Annotated in this window: 16 protein-coding genes, 1 tRNA gene and 2 pseudogenes; 13 read left to right on the forward strand and 6 right to left on the reverse strand. The window is 71.7% G+C overall.

Going from position 1 to position 20119, the window contains the following annotated elements; translation table 11 throughout:
* Window positions 1–7 precede the first annotated feature (7 nt).
* From NRP21_RS03900 to NRP21_RS03920, 5 genes are all read left to right on the forward strand, one after another.
* Complete coding sequence (locus tag NRP21_RS03900; protein WP_257714867.1) at window positions 8–973, forward strand: Bug family tripartite tricarboxylate transporter substrate binding protein; 966 nt, start codon at window positions 8–10, stop codon at window positions 971–973.
* Complete coding sequence (locus NRP21_RS03905; protein WP_257714868.1) at window positions 970–2421, forward strand: FAD-binding oxidoreductase; 1452 nt, start codon at window positions 970–972, stop codon at window positions 2419–2421. The genes NRP21_RS03900 and NRP21_RS03905 overlap by 4 nt, the downstream gene beginning before the upstream one ends.
* A 22-nt stretch (window positions 2422–2443) precedes the next feature.
* A complete protein-coding gene (locus tag NRP21_RS03910; protein WP_257714869.1) occupies window positions 2444–4132 on the forward strand; it encodes a thiamine pyrophosphate-dependent enzyme in 1689 nt (562 codons plus the stop codon).
* 468 nt (window positions 4133–4600) lie between these two features.
* A complete protein-coding gene (locus NRP21_RS03915; RefSeq protein ID WP_257714870.1) occupies window positions 4601–5140 on the forward strand; it encodes a hypothetical protein in 540 nt (179 codons plus the stop codon).
* Window positions 5141–5782: 642 nt separating this feature from the next.
* A complete protein-coding gene (locus NRP21_RS03920; RefSeq protein ID WP_257714871.1) occupies window positions 5783–6334 on the forward strand; it encodes a hypothetical protein in 552 nt (183 codons plus the stop codon).
* A 20-nt stretch (window positions 6335–6354) separates the two neighbouring features.
* Here NRP21_RS03920 and NRP21_RS03925 read toward each other — a convergent pair whose 3' ends face one another.
* Genes NRP21_RS03925 through NRP21_RS03935 form a run of 3 tightly spaced genes read right to left on the reverse strand, consistent with a single transcriptional unit; the run spans window position 6355 to window position 8949 of the window.
* Window positions 6355–7572: a diacylglycerol kinase catalytic domain-containing protein gene (locus tag NRP21_RS03925; protein ID WP_257714872.1), complete on the reverse strand. Its 1218-nt coding sequence runs from the start codon at window positions 7570–7572 to the stop codon at window positions 6355–6357.
* Entirely contained in the window at window positions 7569–8600 is a 1032-nt protein-coding gene (locus NRP21_RS03930) for an SPFH domain-containing protein (RefSeq protein WP_257714873.1), read from the reverse strand. The genes NRP21_RS03925 and NRP21_RS03930 overlap by 4 nt, the downstream gene beginning before the upstream one ends.
* Window positions 8601–8652: 52 nt before the next feature.
* Window positions 8653–8949 (reverse strand): hypothetical protein, encoded by a 297-nt coding sequence (locus tag NRP21_RS03935; protein WP_257714874.1) that lies wholly within the window; start codon window positions 8947–8949, stop codon window positions 8653–8655.
* Between the two features lie 64 nt (window positions 8950–9013).
* Here NRP21_RS03935 and NRP21_RS03940 point away from each other — a divergent pair, with 64 nt between their 5' ends.
* Window positions 9014–9271 carry a hypothetical protein gene (locus NRP21_RS03940; protein WP_257714875.1) on the forward strand — a complete coding sequence of 86 codons (258 nt, stop codon included), beginning with the start codon at window positions 9014–9016 and terminating at the stop codon, window positions 9269–9271.
* A 209-nt stretch (window positions 9272–9480) separates the two neighbouring features.
* Window positions 9481–10501, forward strand: a pseudogene (locus NRP21_RS03945) (winged helix-turn-helix domain-containing protein).
* Window positions 10502–10564: 63 nt separating this feature from the next.
* Here the strand turns inward: NRP21_RS03945 and NRP21_RS03950 are convergent.
* On the reverse strand, window positions 10565–11974 hold the full coding sequence (locus NRP21_RS03950) for a sensor histidine kinase (RefSeq protein WP_257714876.1): 1410 nt from the start codon (window positions 11972–11974) through the stop codon (window positions 10565–10567).
* Between the two features lie 82 nt (window positions 11975–12056).
* Between NRP21_RS03950 and NRP21_RS03955 the strand changes: the two genes are divergently transcribed.
* From NRP21_RS03955 to NRP21_RS28000, 3 genes and pseudogenes are all read left to right on the forward strand, one after another.
* Window positions 12057–12632 (forward strand): invasion associated locus B family protein, encoded by a 576-nt coding sequence (locus NRP21_RS03955; RefSeq protein ID WP_257714877.1) that lies wholly within the window; start codon window positions 12057–12059, stop codon window positions 12630–12632.
* 41 nt (window positions 12633–12673) lie between these two features.
* Window positions 12674–13888 carry an alpha/beta hydrolase family protein gene (locus NRP21_RS03960; protein ID WP_257714878.1) on the forward strand — a complete coding sequence of 405 codons (1215 nt, stop codon included), beginning with the start codon at window positions 12674–12676 and terminating at the stop codon, window positions 13886–13888.
* 106 nt (window positions 13889–13994) lie between these two features.
* Window positions 13995–14111: pseudogene (locus NRP21_RS28000) on the forward strand (IS5/IS1182 family transposase); the annotation flags it as partial.
* Between the two features lie 93 nt (window positions 14112–14204).
* Here NRP21_RS28000 and NRP21_RS03965 read toward each other — a convergent pair.
* Window positions 14205–15692 (reverse strand): mannitol dehydrogenase family protein, encoded by a 1488-nt coding sequence (locus tag NRP21_RS03965; protein WP_257714879.1) that lies wholly within the window; start codon window positions 15690–15692, stop codon window positions 14205–14207.
* A 789-nt stretch (window positions 15693–16481) separates the two neighbouring features.
* Window positions 16482–16555, reverse strand: a tRNA-Gln gene (locus NRP21_RS03970).
* Window positions 16556–16735: 180 nt separating this feature from the next.
* Between NRP21_RS03970 and NRP21_RS03975 the strand changes: the two genes are divergently transcribed.
* From NRP21_RS03975 to guaB, 3 genes are all read left to right on the forward strand, one after another.
* Window positions 16736–17758: a Ppx/GppA phosphatase family protein gene (locus tag NRP21_RS03975; protein ID WP_257714880.1), complete on the forward strand. Its 1023-nt coding sequence runs from the start codon at window positions 16736–16738 to the stop codon at window positions 17756–17758.
* Window positions 17759–17780: 22 nt separating this feature from the next.
* The gene (locus NRP21_RS03980) at window positions 17781–18488 is read left to right on the forward strand and encodes an RlmE family RNA methyltransferase (RefSeq protein WP_257714881.1); all 708 of its coding nucleotides are present in this window, start codon (window positions 17781–17783) and stop codon (window positions 18486–18488) included.
* Between the two features lie 125 nt (window positions 18489–18613).
* Window positions 18614–20110: an IMP dehydrogenase gene (gene guaB, locus NRP21_RS03985; RefSeq protein ID WP_257714882.1), complete on the forward strand. Its 1497-nt coding sequence runs from the start codon at window positions 18614–18616 to the stop codon at window positions 20108–20110.
* The last annotated feature ends 9 nt before the right edge of the window (window positions 20111–20119 follow it).

A 20119-nucleotide genomic window follows, 5' to 3' on the forward strand; every position in this document is an offset into this window, starting at 1 on the left:
GTCCGAGATGAGGAGACGTGAGGCCGTCGTGGCGCTCGCCACGCTGACCCTGGCGGCGCGGGCTCAGGCCCAGGTGCAGGGTAGTCGCCGGCCCGGGCAGATGATCATCCCCTTCGCGGCCGGCGCCTCGGCGGACGGGGTGGCACGCGTGGTCGCCGCGGGTCTCGGCCCCCGGCTGGACCGCAACTTCGTCGCGGACAACCGCCCCGGCGCCGGCGGCACGCTCGGCCTGTCGGTCCTGGCCCGTTCCCCGGCGGATGGCAGCGTGCTCGGCACGGGCGCGACGGGGGCCGTCGTCATCAATCCCCACACCCCCGACGGGCAGTCCTTCGAGCCCCTGCGCCAGCTCGCGCCGGTCGCGCGCATCGCCGACATCCCGCTCGTCATCATCGCCGGCAGCGGCACGGGCCTGAAGACGCTGCAGGACGTGGTCGCGCGGTCGAAGTCCGACCGGGCTGGGCTGAGCTACGGCACCACCGGCACCAACAGCGCGCAACACCTGGCGATGGTGACGCTGGCGCAGGCGACCGGGGCAAATCTTATCCACGTCCCCTACCGGGGCAGCGCACCGGCGGTCACGGACGTGTTGGCCGGCACCCTACCTCTGGCGAGCGTGGACCTGACCTCCGCCCAGGCCCATATCCAGGCGGGAACTGTTGTGCCCCTCGCGGTGACCGGCCCGCAGCGCTCGAAGCTCGCCCCTTCCGTTCCCACGGTCGCGGAGGCGGCGGTGCCGGGCTACTCCGTCACGGCCTGGATGGGCCTCTTCGGGCCGGCGGGGCTGCCGGAGGCTATGCGTGAGCAGATCTCCCGCGCTACCTCGGAGGTCGTCGCCGACCCGGAGACCGAGCGCGCGCTTCTCAGCGTCTCGGCCGAGCCCTCTTTCCTGGACCACGCCGACTTCGCCCGCTTCCTGGCGGACGAGTCCGCACGCTGGAAGCGGGTGCTGGGCACCATGGGCAAGGTGGAGTGAGCCCGATCGCCGATCCCCCGGTCGCGGAGCCGGACGCGGCTGTCGCGGTGCTCCGGGCCCGGCTGGCGGCGGCGGGCGTTGCTCCATCCGTCCTCGTCACCGATGCGGACATCCTGGAACCGCACCTGCGGGACTGGCGCGGGTGGCACCGGGGGGAGGGGCTCGCGCTCGCCCGCCCCAGGAGCGTGCCGGACGTGCAGGCCATTCTGAGCGCCTGCCACGACCTCGGCCTGCCCGTCGTGCCGCAGGGCGGCAATTCCAGCATGTGCGGCGCCAGCGTGCCCGCATCCGGGCGACCCCCGGCGGTGGTGCTGAGCCTTTCCGCCCTGGACCGGATCCGGCACGTGGACGCCCCGGGATGGAACCTCGTCGCCGAGGCGGGCTGCACGCTGGGCGCCGTGCAGGCGGCGGCCCGCGCTGCAGGGCGCCACTTCGGCCTCGACCTCGGCGCCCGGGACACGGCCCGCATCGGCGGGCTCGTCTCCACCAACGCCGGCGGAATGGGCGTGCTGCGCTACGGCGCCATGCGCGACCAGGTGCTGGGGCTGGAGGTGGTGCTGGCCGACGGCACGCTCTGGAACGGGCTTCGCGCGCTGCGGAAGGACAATTCAGGATTCGACCTGAAGCAGCTCTTCATCGGCACGGAGGGGACGCACGGCGTCGTCACGGCCGCCTGCCTACGGCTCCATCCACCGGAAACCAGTGCCGCAAGCCTCCTGCTCGCCCTGCCAGACCTTGCCGCGGCGAACCGGGTGGCCGAGATCGCGCTGCGCCGGGGCGGGCGCGCCCTGAGCGCCCTGGAGCTGGTGCCGGGCCTGGGGCTCGCCCTCGCCGCCCAGGTCCTGGGCGGGCCCCTTCCGATGCCGGAGAACCACGCCTGGAACGTGCTGCTGCACCTCGCGGGCGAGGAGCCGGTGGAGGGGCTCGCGGAGGCCATCGCCTCGGCCGCGCTGGAAGGGGGCGCGGCGGTGGACGGGGTGCTCGCGCAGTCCGGTGCCCAGGAAGCGCGGCTCTGGGCCCTCCGGGACGCCTTCTCCGAGGCCCACCGGCTGCTTGGCCTCTCCTTCCGCTTCGACCTCGCCGTGCCGGTCGGGAGGATCACGGAGCTCGCCGAGGCGCTGATGCCGCCCGTCCTGCGCCTCGCGCCCGGCGCCCGCTTCTTCGTCTTCGGGCATCTCGGCGACGGGAACCTGCACGTCTCCATCGCCCAGCCCGAAGGCGCCGATGCCGCATCCTTCGCCGCGCTGCGCCCGGCGATCGAGAGCTTGGTGCACGAGATGGTCTGGCGGATGGGCGGCACCATCAGCGCGGAGCACGGCATCGGCCAGCTGCACCGCGAGGAGATCGCGCTGCAGAAGCCGGCCGAGGAGCTGGCCCTGATGCGCGCCGTGAAGGGCATGCTGGATCCCAAGGGCATCCTGAACCCCGGCCAGCTTCTGCCGGACTGAATCTTTCAGAGAGGACAGACGGATGGCGACGATGACGGGCGGCCAGGCCCTGGCGCACCAGCTGGTGCTGGAAGGGGTGACCGACGTGTTCGGCATCCCGGGCGTCCAGCTCGACTGGGCGGTGGACGGGCTGCGGCAGGTCGCCGACCGGATCCGCTTCACCGTGCCGCGGCACGAGCAGACCACCTCTTACATGGCCGACGGCTACGCGCGCGCGAGCGGCCGCTTCGGCACCTGCATGGTGGTGCCGGGACCCGGCATGCTGAACGCCATGGCCGGCCTTTCCACCGCCTACGCCTGCAACTCGCCCGTGCTCTGCATCGCCGGCAACATCTACGGCTCGGCGGTGGGCAGGAACCTCGGCCTCCTGCACGAGATCAAGGACCAGACGGGCGTGCTCGCCTCGGTCACCAAGTGGCAGGGCAGCGCGTCCACCCCGGCGGACGTCCCGAACCTCGTGCGGGAAGCGGTCCGCCAGCTCCGCACCGGGCGCCCGGCTCCCGTGGGCATCGAGATCGCGCACGACGTGCTGAGCGCGAGCGGCGAGGTGGAGCTGATCACCCCCGATGCCGAGGACCTGCGGCAGAAGCCCGATGCCGCCGCGGTCGAGCGGGCCGCCGCTCTCCTGGGCGGCGCGCGCTTCCCCGTGATCTTCGTCGGCGGCGGGGCCCTGGCGGGCGAGGCGCCGGAGGCACTCCGGGCCTTGGCCGAGCGGCTGCAGGCGCCGGTGGTGATAGGCGAGAATGGCCGCGGCGCCCTCTCGGACCGTCACCCGCTCGCCCTCAACGCCCTGGGCGGGCGGGCCGTCTTCCCCCACGCGGACGTGGTTCTCGTGGTGGGCAGCCGCTTCGTGGACACGGCGGTTGGCAACCCGGCCTGGCCATCCGACGCGGTGCGCTACGTCTACCTCAACATCGACCCCTCCGCCTGGGCACCGCCGCGCAGGGCCGAGGTGGCGATCGAGGCGGATGCGGCGCTCGGCATGAGGGCGCTGGAGGCCGCCGTCTCCCGCCGCCCCGCCCGCGGCGACGAGCTGGACCGCGTTCGCGCGTGGGCGGCCGCCCAGTCCGACGCGATCCGGCCGCAGCGCGACTTCGTGCGGGCCATCCGGAACGTGCTTCCCGACGACGGCATCCTAGTCAATGAGCTGACGCAGGTCGGCTACTACGCCCGCTTTGCCTATCCGGTGTACCGGCCTGGAACCTTCATCGGTCCGGGCTACCAAGGGACGCTCGGCTACGGCTTCCCCACCTCGCTCGGGGTGGCTGCGGGCGCCGGGGGGCGGCCGGTCGTCGGCATCACCGGCGATGGCGGCTTCGGCTGGGGCATGCAGGAGCTGGCCACGGCCCGGAAGTATGACCTGCGCGTCGCCACGATCGTCTTCAACGATGGGCACTTCGGCAACGTCCACCGGATGCAGGAGGACCAGTTCGGCACGGCCTTCGGCACCGGGCTGAAGAACCCCGATTTCGGCAAGCTCGCTGATGCCTTCGAGGTGCCTTACAGTCGGGCCGACGACGGCGAGGCGCTGGAGCGGGCCCTGCGCGAGGCACTCGACACCGCTGGGCCGACGCTGATCGAGGCGCGGGTGGGCGGGATGCCGAGCCCCTGGCACCTGATGCGGCTGCGGAACCCTCCTTTCGTGAAGGCGCAGCCCGCGCCGCCGAACCCGCTCGGCGAGCCGCCCTCGGCGAGCGCGACGGGGGCGTGATCCTTCCTGGGCCGCCCATGTGGCGGCCCGGGTACATCTGGGCTCGGAACTGGCATGAACAGCGTGTTTGCCGGGCCAAGAGGGAACCCACGTGCCGGGAGGGGCAGGACAGGCGGGGGACACTGGACCGGCCCGCTGTTGCCTCGATGGCCGCCTAGTGGTCCTGAACGGAATACGGGACGAGCGCGCGGGTGTACTCGGCATTCACTATCCGACGATCGAGGGCGGGCGTTTCGTTCGCCTCATGGATGCGTTGCCCAGAGATAGGGACCCGGAAGCCCGGCCGCCGACGCTCCCCTCATCCTCCCTTCTTAGCCAGGGTGCTTTATCTTTGAGGGGCCTTCCGCAGGACTCCACCGCCCCCATGCTCGTCGGTCCCGATCCCCGCACCACAAGCCCACTTGTAGGCGTGCTCGCGTATGGGCGGGCGACCCTGCGCGGCGCCGCGGTCCCGGCCCTGGATCTGGCGTGCCCTGCCGTCTCTCCGCCGCCACGGGCTGGGTGCGCGGCGATGCCGTGCGCGTGGCCGCGCAGCCTGGCACCGGCCGCGCGGCGCCGGGCCCGGATGCGCCGGCAGTGGTCTTGTTCCGCCACGCCGCGCCCGTGAGCGGCCTCCGCCCGTCGTTGGTCGGGCTTCTTCTCCTCGCCCTCTGCGCGTTCCTGGCCGGGGTCGCCGTCCACGCGCTGTGGGTGCTTCTCGGCGGGCTGACCTCCGGCGCCTCCTGGATCGACATGAACACCGGCGCGGCCGGCGCCGTGCCCGCCGCCATCGCGATCGGCTGCTGGTCCGCTGTGCTGCTGGGCTGGCGGATGACGGACCGGACGGAGCGGCGGATCATGAGACTGTCCTTCGCCTGCGTGCCGCTGGTCGTGCTGTTGCCGCTGGCCGTCACGCCGCTGGCGCACATGCTTCTCTCCGACCAGGGCTACGAGCGCTGCCGCATCGATCCCGGCCGCCGCTTTCCCGGTGCCCGTTACCACCACGGTGCGCCGGAGGCCTGCCCGTGAGGCGATCCCAGTTCGGCCGGCGCTCCCTCCTGCTCACCGCGGCAGGCCGGGGTCGAAGAGGCCGCCGGGGCAGGACGACGCGGCGCTCGCTCTTGCGGCCATCCTCTACCCGGCCGAGTGCGACGATCGCCTGGCCGGTGCTGAAGTTCTCGCTCGTCCCCCGCACCGCGCTGGAGGCTCGGTTCGTTTCCACCACATCAAAGCCGATTAGCTCGAACCGCCCGCGCTGCCTGTCGAAGCGGCGCTCTACCAGGCCGGGATTGTCCAACACATTGGCGGGGTCCCGCGCGCAGCACCATCTGCAGGTCGGGCCTGCCATCCCCGTCCAGGTCAGCCACCGCCTGATCCTCCAGCGCCCATCCCGGCGGCACTAAGGCCTCGGCACCATCCGCCCGCGCAAGCAGGTCTGGGTAGGTGATGGGCGGCGAGGTTGGCCCGGGATCCTGGGCTCACGCCGCTGCGTTGGCGAGGAACAGGGCGGGGACGCCGCGGGCTGATCTCATCGTGAGGTCCGGGAGAAACAGGGGGCAAGGGGCTGGACACTCCTTTCCCCGTACGGCTCATCCAGCGACAAGCTGCAACCGGCTGCCGGCGCGGCCACGCGCGTGGGGTGCGGCAGGACATGGCAGCGGGAGGAAAGGCATGGCGAGGAGTGAACGAACGCCGTTGGCAGCGCTGGCGCTGGTGGGCGCACTCCTTCCGGCCTCGGTGCAGGCGGGCGTCGCGGAGTTCATGGGCGGCTGCATGGCCGGCATCGCCGATCCCGCCCGCCTGCCCGCCGTGCTGCAAGGGGCGGGTCTGATCGAGATCGACCCCGGCAACGGTCCCCAAGGGCCAGCCATCGCCGCCGACGCGCCAGGCCGTCGGCTGTGGTCGGACCCGCGCCTCGCCGGGCGCGGCGACGCCTTCACCGGCTACGCCCCGCCATCCGCCGGCCGCCCCTTCGCGGTCTGCTGGCATGTCAGCAGACCCGGGGAGAGCGCCGCGGCGGCGATGGCCGAACTGCGGCGGCGCTACCCGCCTCGGGAAGGAAGCGTGGAGCGGGGCACGGAGTTCTTCTACGGCGGCTCCGAGCGGTGGCGTGCGGCCGGACCAGGGGGAGATGTGCTGGTCGGCCTGTCCTGGCCTTTCCAGGACCGGCCAGGGGAGGGGACCGCCTTTCTCTACGTCGTCCGGCCCGCAGTGGCTGGCTAAACGCGTTCTCCCGGCACCCCTCAATCGCGGGCCTTCTCAAGCACCGGACTTCCTCCCCGCCACGAGCGGATCGCGTCCAGCCGGTCGAGCGCGGCCGGCTTGTTTGAGGGAGCGACAGGGATCACGGCGCAGGCATAGGCGAGCGCGCCGACGATTGCGGCCGCGATCAGCACGCGAAGCCACCGACGCCCCGTCCTCGCGCCGGGGGAGGCCTGCCGCGCGTTGCGGATCGCCGCGGCAGGCGCGGCCGCCGGCGCGGTGCGGCGTGGCGCGGCCGGCGCACGGCCCGGAGCAGGGGAGGGCCGGCGCGCAACGGCGGGGGGGCGGGAGGCCGGGACCTCCCCGGGCACGAAGCGGAGGTGCTGCCGGGCGACCGTGATGCGGAGGGTCCGGCCCCAGGCGAAGTCCAGCCGGTCCCCCTCGATGCCGTCGGCGAAGACCACCCCACCCTCGTTCATGCGCGAGACGACGAGGAGGGAGTCCTCGCCCTCCAGACGTCCGCTCACGAGGCTGGCTCCGGTGGCGCGGCTCGGCCAGGGCTCGCGCACCAGGAACATCGCGGCGCGCTCGTCCGGGGCAAGATCGACGGTCACGCCCGTCGCGCGGCTGATGGACAGCGCCCAGCCCGTCGCGCCGGTGCCGCTGGCCACGATGAGGCCGGATGAGGACTGCACTTCCTCTCGCCCGGCGTGGCTCAGGCTGTAGCGGGCGGACTGGTGGCTGGCGTGGCCCACGAAGACCTCGTTCAGCGCCAGGAGGGCTTGGCCGTCGTCGAGCTCGGCGCGGATCATCGTGCGCGGCTCGGTGCGCAGCGTGCCGGCCGCGGCCAGCGGCAGCATGGCAGCGGCTGCGGCGGCGGTGTGGGGGACGAGGACGCCGGCGTTGCGGGCAGGATCGGCATTCACGCCGATCACCGGCTGGCCGGAGAGGTACTTGGCGACGTTCGCAACGAGCCCGTCCTGGCCGACGGCGACCACCACGTCCTCCGGCCCGAAGAGGAAGCGGTCCAGCTCTGCACGGCGGACGGAGGCGATGCGCCAGCCTTTCGGTACGGCGCCGCGGATCTCGGCCAGCAGGGCCGCCACGTGCTCGCGCTGGGCGTCCAGTCCTTCGAGGCTCTGCGACCTCCGGCGCAAGAAGGCATCGGCCTGGCCGCGCGTGGCATGGCGGGCCAGCAGCCCCTCGTACTCGGTCTCGCGCGTGACAAGGACGAGCCTTGGGGCGAGTGCGCCGCTCACAGCCCTGTTGTTACGCCGCCGGGCGCGTTGCCCCGCGGGGCAGCCGGCGGCGCGGGATTCGCGGCGTCGCGCCCGCGCAGCACGCCGTTCAGGGCGGCGGTGAGGTCGGGCGTGATGTTGAGCGTTTCGATCTTCGTCAGCTTCTCCGCGAAGGCGCGCAGCACCAGGGATTGCAGCACGGCGGGATCGGTGTCGCGCAGCAGGGCCAGGCGCTCGCCCTCGGCCGCGTTGCGGGCCGCCTCCACCACGCGGATCCGCGACGCCTCGGCCTCGGAGGCAATCCGTCCGGCCTCGGCCCGGCCCTCCGCCTGGCGGCGGGCGTTCTCGTCCTCCTGCGCGATGAGAGCGGCCTGCCGGCGCGCGAGCTCCACCTTGGTGGAGAGCTCGTTCTCGGCGATGGCGCGCTCCTTCTCCACGGCCTGGGCACGGCGGGCGAAGGCGGCCTCGTCGGCGAGGCCCTGCGCGCGCTCGAAAGTCGGTGTCTCGAGGGCGCGGGCCAGCTCCGCGCTCGGGCTCAGCCCGGCGATGCGGACGGTGACGACGGAGAGGCCCATCTCGCGCAGCCGGGGATCGGCGGCGAGCGACGCGGCGATCCCGTCCTGCAGCGGCGCCGCGCCCTCAGCCAGGAGGTCGTGCACGGGGCGGTGCTCGACGTAACGCGCTGCCTGGTACTGGGCTAGGCCGATGAGAAGGCTCGCGATGCGGTCCAGCGGGTCCGTGCGGAGCCGCCCGGTGCGGAGGTCGATCGTGAAGTCCACGCGGGAGGCCAGCGCCTCCGGCTCCGCCGCGCGCCAGGTGATCGTGCCTTGCACCGTGACGACCTGGTAGTCGCGCGAACGCGCCTGGAAGACGAAGTCGGTGTCCCGGTCATCCGCTGGGACCTCCGCGATGCTCGTCCGATCCGGCCGGAACCAGAAGGCGAGGCCGCGGCCGGAGCGGACGCGTTGGCCGCGGCGGAAGGTGATGACGTGGCTCGACGCCTCGCTGCGGAGGTGACGGTACGCGAAGAACCAGGTGATCTCGGCCATGCCCGGGCATGGTGGACCGGGGGGAGTGGCCCGGCAACCCCGGCGGCTGTGCTCAGCGGACCACGGTCAGGGCGTAGGTGCCGAGCACCGACCAGAGGATGGCGTGCACGAAGAGCAGGCGCGGCAGGGAGCCCCGGCTTTCCCGCAGGCCGAAGACGATCCATGCGGGGAGGAGTACGAGGCCGAGCCACATCAGCATGAGCCCCGGCCGGTCGAGGCGAAAGCCGTGGAACCCGTGAACGGCGGCGACGGCGAGGGCGCACATGGCCAGGACGGCCGCGAAGGGCAGGAGAAGCAGGAGCGCGGCGCGCAGCAGGCGGGTGGGCATGGTCCGGGCCTTCGGGGGCATGTCAGTCTATAACCTTGTCCGCCCATCTCCTAAGCTCGGCCGGGGCGGGAGGCCGGATGGGGACGTGAGCACGGGGCAGAGGCCGCCAATCGACAGCCGCAGCTGGACGGGACCGAAGCCCGCGGTGCAGCTGCTGTACCTTAGCGCGGCACGGGCGGTCTTCCTGGCCGCCGGCGTCGGGCGCGGCCGTACCCTCTCCCCTGGCAACGCCTATGCCGAGAAGCAGGCCGAAGGACAGCCGATCACTCCGGCCGGCTGCCACATCCCAGCGGCAAGCTTCGGCGACCTTCTGTACGGCCTCGTCTGGCGGGCCGACCAGTAGCATCACCTGACGGGAACGCGACGCTGACGATGGAACTCTCGGCCATCGAGGCCCGCCGCATCGCCCTTACGGCGCAGGGCTTCAACGCGCAGGGTCTCGACAAAGGGCAGCAGCATGACGAGGTGGGGGCGGCACGGCTCCGCAGGACCATCGCCCGGCTCGGCCTGCTTCAGATTGACAGTGTCAACGTCCTCGTGCGTGCCCACTATATGCCGCTCTTCTCGCGCCTGGGCTCCTACGACCGCGCGCTCCTCGATGCGGTCGCGACGGCCAGGCCGAGGCGCTACTTTGAGTACTGGGGGCATGAGGCCTCGCTCCTCCCCATCGATGCTTATCCCTTGCTGCGCTGGCGCATGGATCGCGCGCTGCGGGGCGATGGCGTGTGGCGGCAACTCCAGCCCTTCGCGGGGGAGAGGCGGGGCGAGGCTGATGCCCTGCTCGCCCGTATCGTTGCCGAGGGACCGCTGGCGGCGTCCGACCTAGCGGACAGCAGGGCCTCTCGGGGCATGTGGGTGTGGAGCGACGCCAAGCACGCGCTTGAGTGGCTGTTCTGGGCAGGGCTGGTCACCTCGACGCATCGGCGCGGCAGCTTCGAGCGCGTCTACGACTTGCCCGAACGGGTCCTGCCCCGCGCTGCCCTCCAGCTCCCGACACCATCCGGCGTGGATGCCCGGCGGGAACTCCTGGCGCGCGGCGCAGGCGCTCGGGATCGCCACGGCGCACGACCTGCGCGACTACTACCGCCTCTCCCCCGCCGACGCGCAGCCCCCCCTCGAGCAGCTCGTGGAGGAGGGAACCCTCATCCCCGTCCGCGTAGAGGGATGGCAGCCGCAAGCCTATCTCCACAAGGATGCACGGGCCGGCCGCAAGCCCAGGGGCGCGGCGCTGCTGTCGCCCTTCGACCCGCTTGTCTGGCACCGCCCGCGCACCGAGAGGCTGTTCGGGTTCCGCTATCGCCTCGAGATCTACACGCCCGCCCACAAGCGCGAGCACGGCTACTACGTGCTGCCCTTCCTGCTGGATGGAGCGCTCGTCGCGCGCGTGGACCTCAAGGCGGATCGCAAGGCCTGCACCCTGGTTGTCCAGCGTCTGCACATCGAGAGAGGCGCGCCGCCACACACGGTGGACCAACTCGTTGGCGAGTTGCGCCGCATGGCGTCCTGGCTCGGCCTGCCCAATCTTTCCGTGGCACCTGCCGCCGCCAACGGCCCGCCCCTGGCCTTCGACTGACGCGGCGGGCCCTGGGCGCGGGGGGGCTCGGGGATTAGGCTGGCTGCCTGAGAAGGCGCCCTCCTACCGGGCGCTGTCCCGCAGGGATGCCGCCCGCGCCAGCGGCAACCGGATGAGGCACTCCACACCATCAGGCAGGAAGCCGAGGGTGACCTCGGCGCCGGACTGGTAAGGCAGGGCGCGTTCCAGCATCCGCGAGCCGAAGCCGCGGCGCTCAGGCGGCCGTACCGGCGGCCCGCCGCGCTCGCGCCAGGAGATCGCGACGGCAGGTGACTCTCCCTCAGCCCGCCGTTCCAGCTCCCACGTCACCTCGACAAGGCCCGCCGGCACCGAGAGCGCGCCGTATTTCGCGGCGTTCGTCGCCAGTTCGTGCAGGGCCAGGTTGAGGATGACCGTCTTATCCGAGGAAAGCCGGACCGGCGGCCCCTCCGCCGAGTAGCGCACCCCCCCGGCGCTCCCGGCGTGAGGCTCGAGGGTCTTCTCGAGCACATCGCGCAGCAGGGCTCCCTCCCATCCGGTCCGTACCAGCATGTCGTGCGCACGCCCCAGCGCCTTGAGCCGCTCGACGAGGGTGGCCTGCAGCACGGGAGAGATGTCTGCCTCCCGCAGGGTCTGCGCTGCGACCGACTGCACCGAGGCGAGCGTGTTCTTGACCCGGTGGGTGAGCTCGTCGGTGAGCAGCACCCGGCGCTCATCCTCGCGGCGACGCTCCGTGTGGTCGCGCAGGATCTTCAGGAAGCCCTGCAGGCTGCCATCCCGGTCCAGCAGCGGCATCAGGACCCCGGCGGCCCAGAAGCGGGATCCGTCGGCCCGCATGTGCCAGCGCTCGTCCCTGGCGCGGCCGTCCTCCACCGCCCGGCTCATCTCGACCTCGGGCTGCCTCGCGGCGCGCTCCTCCGGCGTGAAGATGACGGCCCCGGGCTGCCCGAGGATCTCGGCATCCTCGTAGCCGAAGATGCGCTGCGCGCCGGGGTTCCAGGTCGTCACGCGCCCCTGGGTATCGAGGGTGAAGATCGCGTACTCGGTCGCGCTCTCGAAGATGAGTTGCAGGTGCTGCTGATCCTGGCGTCGCGCCTCGTTGGCGGTGGCCAGCTCGGCAGTGCGTTCCGTGAGGCTGCCCTCAAGCGCGCTGTTCCGGCCAGAGAGCGCCGTGTTGGCCACCTCCAGGCTCTCGGCCAGCAGACGCGCCTCGGCGAGCGACAGACGCAGTTCGTCGCCGGTCGCCTTCAGCGCTTCCTCACGGACGGCGGATTGCGCCTCAGCATCGGCGTTCCCCCGGCGCAGATCCTCGATTTGCTGGCGATGTGACGCGACCTGGGCAGTGGCTTCGGCCCGGAGTGCCCGGTTCTCGGCTGCCAGCGCGTCCAGCTCCTTGGATTGAGCGGCGCGGCTCCCGGTATCATTCCCGGACTGGGATGATGCCTCCTTGGCCCCTTTGCCAGGCGGCATAGTTCCTCCTGCGGCGACGGCCATCCTGCCTCAGAGTGTCCCCCCAGCACAAGCGATTGTCCATCATGAGCTGAGGCCGTGTGGGAACGCAGGGTGGGGTTATCCTATGTCCTTCGGCGAGGAGGCTGGGACGAGGCGCTTCGTGGAAGGCGAGGAGCGGGGCCAGGAGACGCTGCTCCCCGGCTGCATCGAGGACGATGTCTCCGAGGAGAACCCCCAGGAGGGCAGCACCGTACCCCAGCCCGACCGCACCTCGGCCACCTATGACAACTGGACGCTGAATTGCGGGCGATCCGGCGGGATCGAGCGGCGCTGCGAGGTGAGCCAGACGCTGGTGAACCCGCAGGGCCAGCCCCTGGTTCAGCTCGTCGCCCGGCGCGACGCCGCGGCCGGCTCGGTCACCTTCTCCGCCCAGGTCGGCGTCAACGTGACCGTGTCCGAGGCAGCGAGGCTGACGCCCGAGGGACAGCCCGGACTAACGCTGCCCTTCGCGCGCTGCCTGCCGCGCGGCTGTTTCGCCGAGGTCGCGCTGCCCGAGGCGGCGCTGCCGGGCCTGGCCAGGGCCGCGGAGACGGCCCGGCTGGAGTTCCGTAACGCCGAGGGGGGCGCCGTAGCCTTCGCGGTCTCGCTTCGCGGTCTGGCCACCGCACTCGACGCCCTGCAATCCGCCGAGCGGTCTTGAAGGCGTCGCGGACAAGTAGGGGGAACCTGAGGGCTCCCGCTGTGATCCGATCCATCCTTCAGTGGCTGCGCACCGGCGCGGCTGCCCTCCTGCTGGCCGCCGTTGGCTTGGCGACCGCCTGCGCGCCCTTCATCAGCGCGCCCGACCTCGGCGCCGAGACGCCCTTCTACGCCGCCCCGGATCTCGTCCAGGGACTACCCGGCTCCCTGGTCCGGAGCGAGCCCATCGCGGGCGCGCCGGAGGGCGCGTCGGCCTACCACGTCCTCTACCGCTCGACGGGACTGCGGGACGAGCCGATCCTCGTCTCCGGCGTTGTCGTGGTGCCGAGCGGCCCGGCACCTGAGGGCGGGCGCCCCGTCATCGCCTGGGCTCACCCCACCTCCGGCGTGGTTCCGCGCTGCGCCCCCTCTCTGGCCTTCATCCGGTTCTGGAGCATCCAGGGCTTGCGGGAGATGCTGGACCGCGGCTTCGTTGTCACTGCTACGGACTACCCCGGCCTCGGCACGGCAGGTCCCCACCCCTACCTTGTCGGCGTGAGCGAGGCGCGGGCGGTGATCGACAGCGTCCGGGCCGCACGCGCCCTGCCCGGGGCGCAGGCGGGATCCAGCTTCGCGGTTTGGGGCCACTCCCAGGGCGGACAGGCCGCGCTGTTCACAGGGCTCCTGGCGAGGACCTACGGGCCGGAACTACAGCTGGCCGGCGTGGCGGCGGCCGCCCCGGCAACCGATCTGGCTGCCCTGCTGGGAGACGACCTGGACACCCCGGCCGGGAAGAACCTCACCGCCATGACGCTCTGGTCCTGGCAGCGGGTCTTCGGCGCGCCCACCGGGGAGGCCGTGGTGCCCGGGGCCGTCCCCGCCATGGAGCGGCTGGCGAGCGAGTGCATCGAGTCCATCTACGACCTGATTGCCCGGAAAGAGACCGAGAAGCCGCTGGAGCAGGGCTTCCTGCGGGTTCCGAACCTCTCGGCGGCGGAGCCCTGGCGATCGCTGCTGCGGGCCAATACGCCGGGGACGCTTCCCTCCGGCCTGCCCCTGCTGCTGGCCCAGGGCGAGGCGGACGCCATCGTGCGGCCAGAGGTGACCCGTGCCTACATGGCGGAGTCCTGCGCCGCCGGCCTGCCGGTGCGGATGCTGTCACTCCCCGGCGTGGGGCATGGTTTCGCGGCCTACAACACGGCTAGCGTGGCTGTTGCCTGGATGGCGGACCGCTTCGCGGGGCTCGCGGCGCCGAACGACTGCGCCGCGCTGCGCTGAGCAGGCCGCACAAGCTTGCTGATCTCCGCTCCCGGGATGGTGGTGAGGGCGGCCCTATGATCGCTATGGGCACGCGTCTGCTAGGATGTGCACGGGAGCGCCTGACCGCCGCCTGAGCATCCGAGACGAGCGCCGTGCTGACATCCACCTGGCCTTCACGACACTCGCCTGCGCCCCGGTTTGCCTCGGACAGTTTAGGCGGTTCTGTTCGGCGTTCTTATAGCCCGGGTAAGTGTTGTGTAGCGTAGCCGGACTGCACTCTCCCGGCCGTCCCTCTCAGTGCCTCGTCCGGATGTGCTGGTTCCGGCAGTGGCGCCTAGACCCCTAAGCCCATCTCTCGCACCGCCCCGTCCAGTGTCCTCGCGGTGCCGACTTCGTAGAGAAGCCCAAGCCAGCGCCGAAGCGGGGTGACCAGGCGGCCTTCCTCGCCCAGGCGCCCGAAGAGCGGCTCGATCGACAGCAGTGGCGCCGGATCGGGCCCGCCCTCCGCCGCCTTCGCCGTCAGCAGCGCCGCCATGGGGTGACGGATGTCGATCGGCACGCCGGCATCGTCCCGGCCGCGCAGACGCCTCATCCAGGCCGCGAGCGCCAGGGCCAGCAACTCCACCCTCCCGCCCATGGCTAGGCTCGCCTCAATCGGCATGAGCAGGAGATTGATCGGCGCATCCGTGTTGATCCGCTCCACCGTGTCCTCAATGGCGGGATTAGCGAAGCGCGCGATCAGGGTGCGCTTGTAGTCACCCAGGTCGATCCCCGGCACCGGGGGCAGGGTGGGCCCGGTCTCGCGGTCCATCAGCGCGGCCATGTACGCGCGTAGCCTCGGGTCCGCCACGGTCTCGTGCACGTAGGTGTAGCCGATCAACCGGCCTAGGGCTGCGATCGCCAGGTGGCTACCGTTCAGCAGCCGCAGCTTCATCATCTCATAGGGCGCCACATCCGGCACGAACTGCGCGCCCACCCGTTCCCATTGCGGGCGGCCGGAAACGAAATCGTCCTCGATCACCCACTGGGTGAAGCCCTCGCAGAAGACCGGCCAGCGGTCCCTCAGACCGTAGGCCTTCTCCAGATGCGCCACATGGTCTGGCCGCGTCGCAGGCGTGATACGGTCCACCATGGTGTTGGGGAAGGCGCCCTTCGCCTCGATCCAGTCGGCGAGCCGCGCGTCCCGCATCTCCGCCAGCGCCAGCACGACACGGCGGAGCACGTCACCGTTGTTCTGGATGTTGTCGCAGCACAGCGCGGTGAAGGGGGCGTGTCCCGCCACCATCCGGCGCCGGTACGCCTCCACGATCACCCCGATCGCGCTCCGCGGCCGTGCCGGGTTCTCCAGGTCCGCCCGGATGAGCGGGTGCTCAGGGTCCAGCTGGCGCGTCGCCGGGTGCAGGCAGTAGCCGTTCTCGCTGACGGTCAAGCTGAGGATGCGGACGGCCGGATCGTCGATCCGCGCCAGCAGCGGCGCCGTGCAGTCACCTGCGAAGAGCAGAGCCGCCAGGGAGCCGATGACGGAGACCGTCTCCTGCCCGCCATCCCGCTCTACCAGGGTGTAGAGCCCGTCCTGGGGCGCCAGGCTGTCCCGCACCCGGCGGTCGCCCGGCATCAGGCCTGCACCGAGGATGCCCCAGCGCAGCGCCGCCGGGTCGTCCTGCATCAGTTCATGGGTGTAGCGGGCCATGTGGGCGCGGTGGAACGCGCCCGGGCCCAGATGCACGATCCCCGCGCTAACCTGCGCGGGGTCGTAGCGAGGCACACGGACACCGGGCCGGAGGCGGGGAAGATTGGCACGGCTGAGTGCGAGAACGTCCACTCCGGCCCATCCTCCTTGTCTAACAGACAGTGAGCCCCGCCCACTCCACGCGGGCAAGTCACCCGCCGCAGGGATCGGTGTCCAGGCAGTTTGAGTGCCGTGGACCAATCCAGCCATGTACGCGCACGCCCCATCGCGGCAAGGGCCCGCTCCTTGGCGGCCGCCGTGCGCGAAGGCAGGCCGGTGGGGGCGGGGAGGGAAGGCAAGGCCGCGAGCATGCCAGCGGCCAAATCGTTTGGGACGGCCACCTATTCGTCCGTGTCACCGGTTCCTGCCAGGAGGGCGGCTAGCGTGGCGGCAACTTCATCGGGAAGGGGTGCTTTGGCTCTCGGGCCACGGGCTGCCTGAACCGGGTCGGGACCGCGGGGCCGCTGGGCATCTGCCGCTCGGCGGACCACCTCGTCCCGCGCGGCTCACATCACGGCCGCCTCGCTGACCGGGGATGCTGTCCCCCTGTCTCTCGATCGACCAACTGCCCGAACGCGGCGTCCATGAGGGGCCCCATCCGTCGGGCGGGGACGCGGCCTTCGACGTCTAGTGAGAGGTCGATCCAGCGTCCGCGGGCTGCCCCCGGCAGGCGCCGATGCCAGTACCACAGGTCGCCCCTCCGCCGGAGGTAGGCGGCGTGCCTCATCGGTTCCCCAGTCAGGACCGGATATCTGGAGGCCCCGTCGTGTGACAGGTTTGCGTGACATCCATGTGCGACACCCGGCCAAAAAGCCCAGTTGGCGCCGATGATGCTGGATGTCTGAGGCTATGCCGCCAATCTGCCAGACCCCTCGGGAGGGTTGGCTGGGGAACCTGGATTCGAACCAAGACTGCCCGAGTCAGAGTCGGGAGTTCTACCGTTAAACTATTCCCCAACGGCAGGCGCGGCGGCCCTATAGCCCGGTGCGTCCGGGTCCGCAAGCGGGCCATCGCGCCGCATGGTGGAATAAGGGCTTGCCCCACCCCATCTCCAGGCGGATCATCGAATTATCAGTGCCATGCAGACCCGGAACGCCTCCCAGCCGCCGGGTGGCAGGCGGGGGGAGGGCCCCCCGGTGCCGCCCATCACCGCCCCGGACGGGGCCGTTCGCCCCGCCAGCGGGGCGCCGCTCTTCGCCGCGCTGGACCTCGGCACGAACAACTGCCGCCTTCTCGTGGCCAGCCCGTCCGGCCCGGGCGGCTTTCGCGTGCTGGACAGCTTCAGCCGCATCATCCGGCTGGGCGAGGGGCTGAGCTCCACCGGCGCGCTGTCCGCCGCCGCCATGGACCGGGCGGAGGCGGCTCTGGAAGCCTGCGGCCAGAAGCTGTCCCGCCGCCCGGTACAGGCCGTGCACGCCGTGGCGACCGAGGCCTGCCGACGCGCCACAAACGGCCCGGGCTTCATGCGCCGGGCGGAGCGGGCTCTGGGTGCCCCCATCCGCGTCATCCCCGCGCGGGAGGAGGCGGAGCTGGCGATGGAATCCTGCGCTCCCCTCTTCCGGCCGGAGGACCGGCGGGCCCTGCTGTTCGACATCGGCGGCGGCTCTACCGAGATCGCCTGGATCCGCACGGACGAGCCGGGCCGCCCCCAGCTCATCGGCACCATCTCCGTCCCATTCGGCGTCGTGACGCTGGTGGAGCGCGATGGGGCCGCCTGCTTCGGTGAGGAAGGGTTCCAGCGGGTGGTGGACGAGGTGGCGAGCCGCTTCGAAACCTTCGACTCCGTCCATCGCATCCGCCAGGAGATGCGGGCCGGCGGGGTGCGGCTGATGGGCACCTCCGGCACCGTCACCACGCTTGCCGGCATCGCGCTGGACCTTCCGCGCTACAGCCGGGCCGCCGTGGATGGGCACGAGCTGGCCATGGGCTGCGCCGACCGCGCGCTGGACGCGCTGCGGACCATGGGCCGGGAGGGGCTGGCCGCCCATCCCTGCATCGGGCCGGAGCGGGTTGATTTCGTTCTTCCGGGATGCGCCATCTATGCCGCCATCCGCCAGGTCTGGCCGGCGGCCGGCATCACCGTCTGCGACCGGGGCCTGCGCGAAGGGCTGCTGCTGCGGGCGATGCGGGACCGCCGCAAGCCCCGCCGCGGCGCCTGAACGCCTATCCGAGGACTGATCCGTGACTGAATCCCGTGGGACGGGCGAGCGCAACCTCTCCACCCGTCTGCGCACTGCCAAGGGCCGCAGTACCGCGAGCCAGCTCTGGCTGCAGCGCCAGCTGAACGATCCCTATGTGAAGGCCGCGAAGGCCGCTGGCTGGCGGTCCCGCGCCGCCTTCAAGATCATCGAGCTGGACGAGCGCTTCAAGCTGTTCCGCCCCGGGCAGCGGGTGGTCGATCTCGGCGCCGCCCCGGGCGGCTGGACACAGGTGGCGGTGAAGCGGGTGGGGGACCGCGGCAAGGTGGTCGCGCTCGACATCCTGCCCATGGACCCGATCCCCGGCGCCACCACCCTGCAGGGCGACTTCAACGAGGAGGCAGCCGAGCAGGCGGTGCTGGAGGCCATGGATGGCCCGGCGGACCTGGTGATCTCGGACATCGCGCCGAACACCACCGGCCACAACGCCACCGACCACCTTCGCATCCTCGCCCTGGTGGAGTTGGCGGCGGACTTCGCGCGGAAGGTCCTCACCCCCGGCGGAGCCTTCGTGGCCAAGGTGTTCCAGGGCGGGACGGAGCGGGAACTGCTGGCGGCGCTGAAGCGGGACTACGCGACGGTGCGCCACGCCAAGCCCCCCGCGAGCCGGAAGGACAGCGCGGAGATGTACGTTGTCGCGCAGGGCTTCCGGGCAAACCCCAAAGCAGATACGGCAGGGCAGGGGGGCTGACTTCCCCCGGCGGGAAGGGGGCAGCGTCTCGTCATCGTCATGACCCCAGCCTTGCGGCGCGGGGGCGGGAAGGCGTAGGGGGGATCGCCAAGGCAGCGCCGCCCCGTCCCGAGAGGCCCCCGCCCATGGCACCCGATTCTACAACGCCCCGCTTCCTCGCCCGGTTCGAGGAAGCCTACGCCTTCGACGACGTCCTCCTCGTCCCTGGCTACTCCTCCGTCCTTCCCGGCCAGGCCGATACGCGCACCCGCATCACGCGGGAGATCGCGCTGAACATCCCCCTCGTCGCCGCGGCGATGGACACGGTCACCGAAGGGCCCATGGCCATCGCCATGGCCCAGGCGGGCGGCATCGGCGTGATCCACAAGAACCTGACGATCGAGGAGCAGGCGGCCCAGGTCCGCCGGGTGAAGAAGTTCGAGAGCGGGATGGTGGTGAACCCCGTCACCATCCACCCCGACCAGACCCTGGCCGATGTCCGTGCCCTGCAGGAGCAGCACCGCATTTCCGGCATCCCGGTGGTGGAGCCGGAGACCGGGCGCCTGGTGGGCATCGTCACCTCCCGTGACGTGCGCTTCGCGACGGACCCGAACCAGCGCGTCTACGAGCTGATGACGCGGGAGAACCTCGTCACCGTTCCCACCGAGGTCACGCCGGACCGCGCCCGCGCCCTGCTGCACAAGCACCGCATTGAGAAGCTGCTGGTCGTGGACGAGAAGGGCCGCTGCGTCGGCCTGATCACCGTGAAGGACATGGACAAGGCCCAGGCCAACCCGAGCGCGGTAAAGGACGCCATGGGCCGCCTGCGCGTGGCCGCCGCCACCGGGACCGGCGAGGACGGGCGCCGCCGCGCCGAGGCGCTGGTGGCCGCCGAGGCCGACATCATTGTGGTGGACACCGCCCACGGCCACTCCGCGGGCGTGCTGAAGTCCGTGGAGGTGATCAAGCGCCTCTCCAACTCCGTGCAGATCATCGCCGGCAACGTCGCCACCCCGGAGGCCGTGGAGGCGCTGATCGAGGCCGGCGCGGACGGGGTGAAGATCGGCATCGGGCCGGGCTCGATCTGCACCACCCGCATCGTGGCCGGCGTCGGCGTGCCGCAGCTGACCGCCGTGATGGAGTGCGCCGCGGCGGCGAAGGAGCGGGGCGTGCCGGCCATCGCCGATGGCGGCATCCGCACCTCCGGCGACATCGCCAAGGCGATCGCGGCGGGCGCGGACTGCGTGATGATGGGCAGCCTGTTTGCCGGGACAGACGAAGCGCCGGGCGAGGTGTTCCTCTACCAGGGCCGCTCCTACAAATCCTATCGCGGCATGGGCAGCCTCGGCGCCATGGCCCGCGGATCGGCCGATCGCTACTTCCAGGCGGATGTCCAGGACAGCCTGAAGCTCGTGCCCGAGGGGATCGAGGGCCGCATCGGCTACAAGGGCCCGGTCGGCGCGGTGATCCACCAGCTGGTGGGCGGGCTGAAGTCCGCCATGGGCTATACGGGCAACGCCACGATCGGCGAGATGCAGTCCAACTGCCGCTTCCGCCGCATCACCGGCGCCGGCCTGCGGGAGAGCCACGTGCACGACGTGGCGATCACGCGCGAGGCCCCGAACTACCGCCAGGAAGGCTGACGGCACGCA

Source organism: Roseomonas populi (assembly GCF_024594815.1).
Classification (GTDB): domain Bacteria; phylum Pseudomonadota; class Alphaproteobacteria; order Acetobacterales; family Acetobacteraceae; genus Roseomonas; species Roseomonas populi.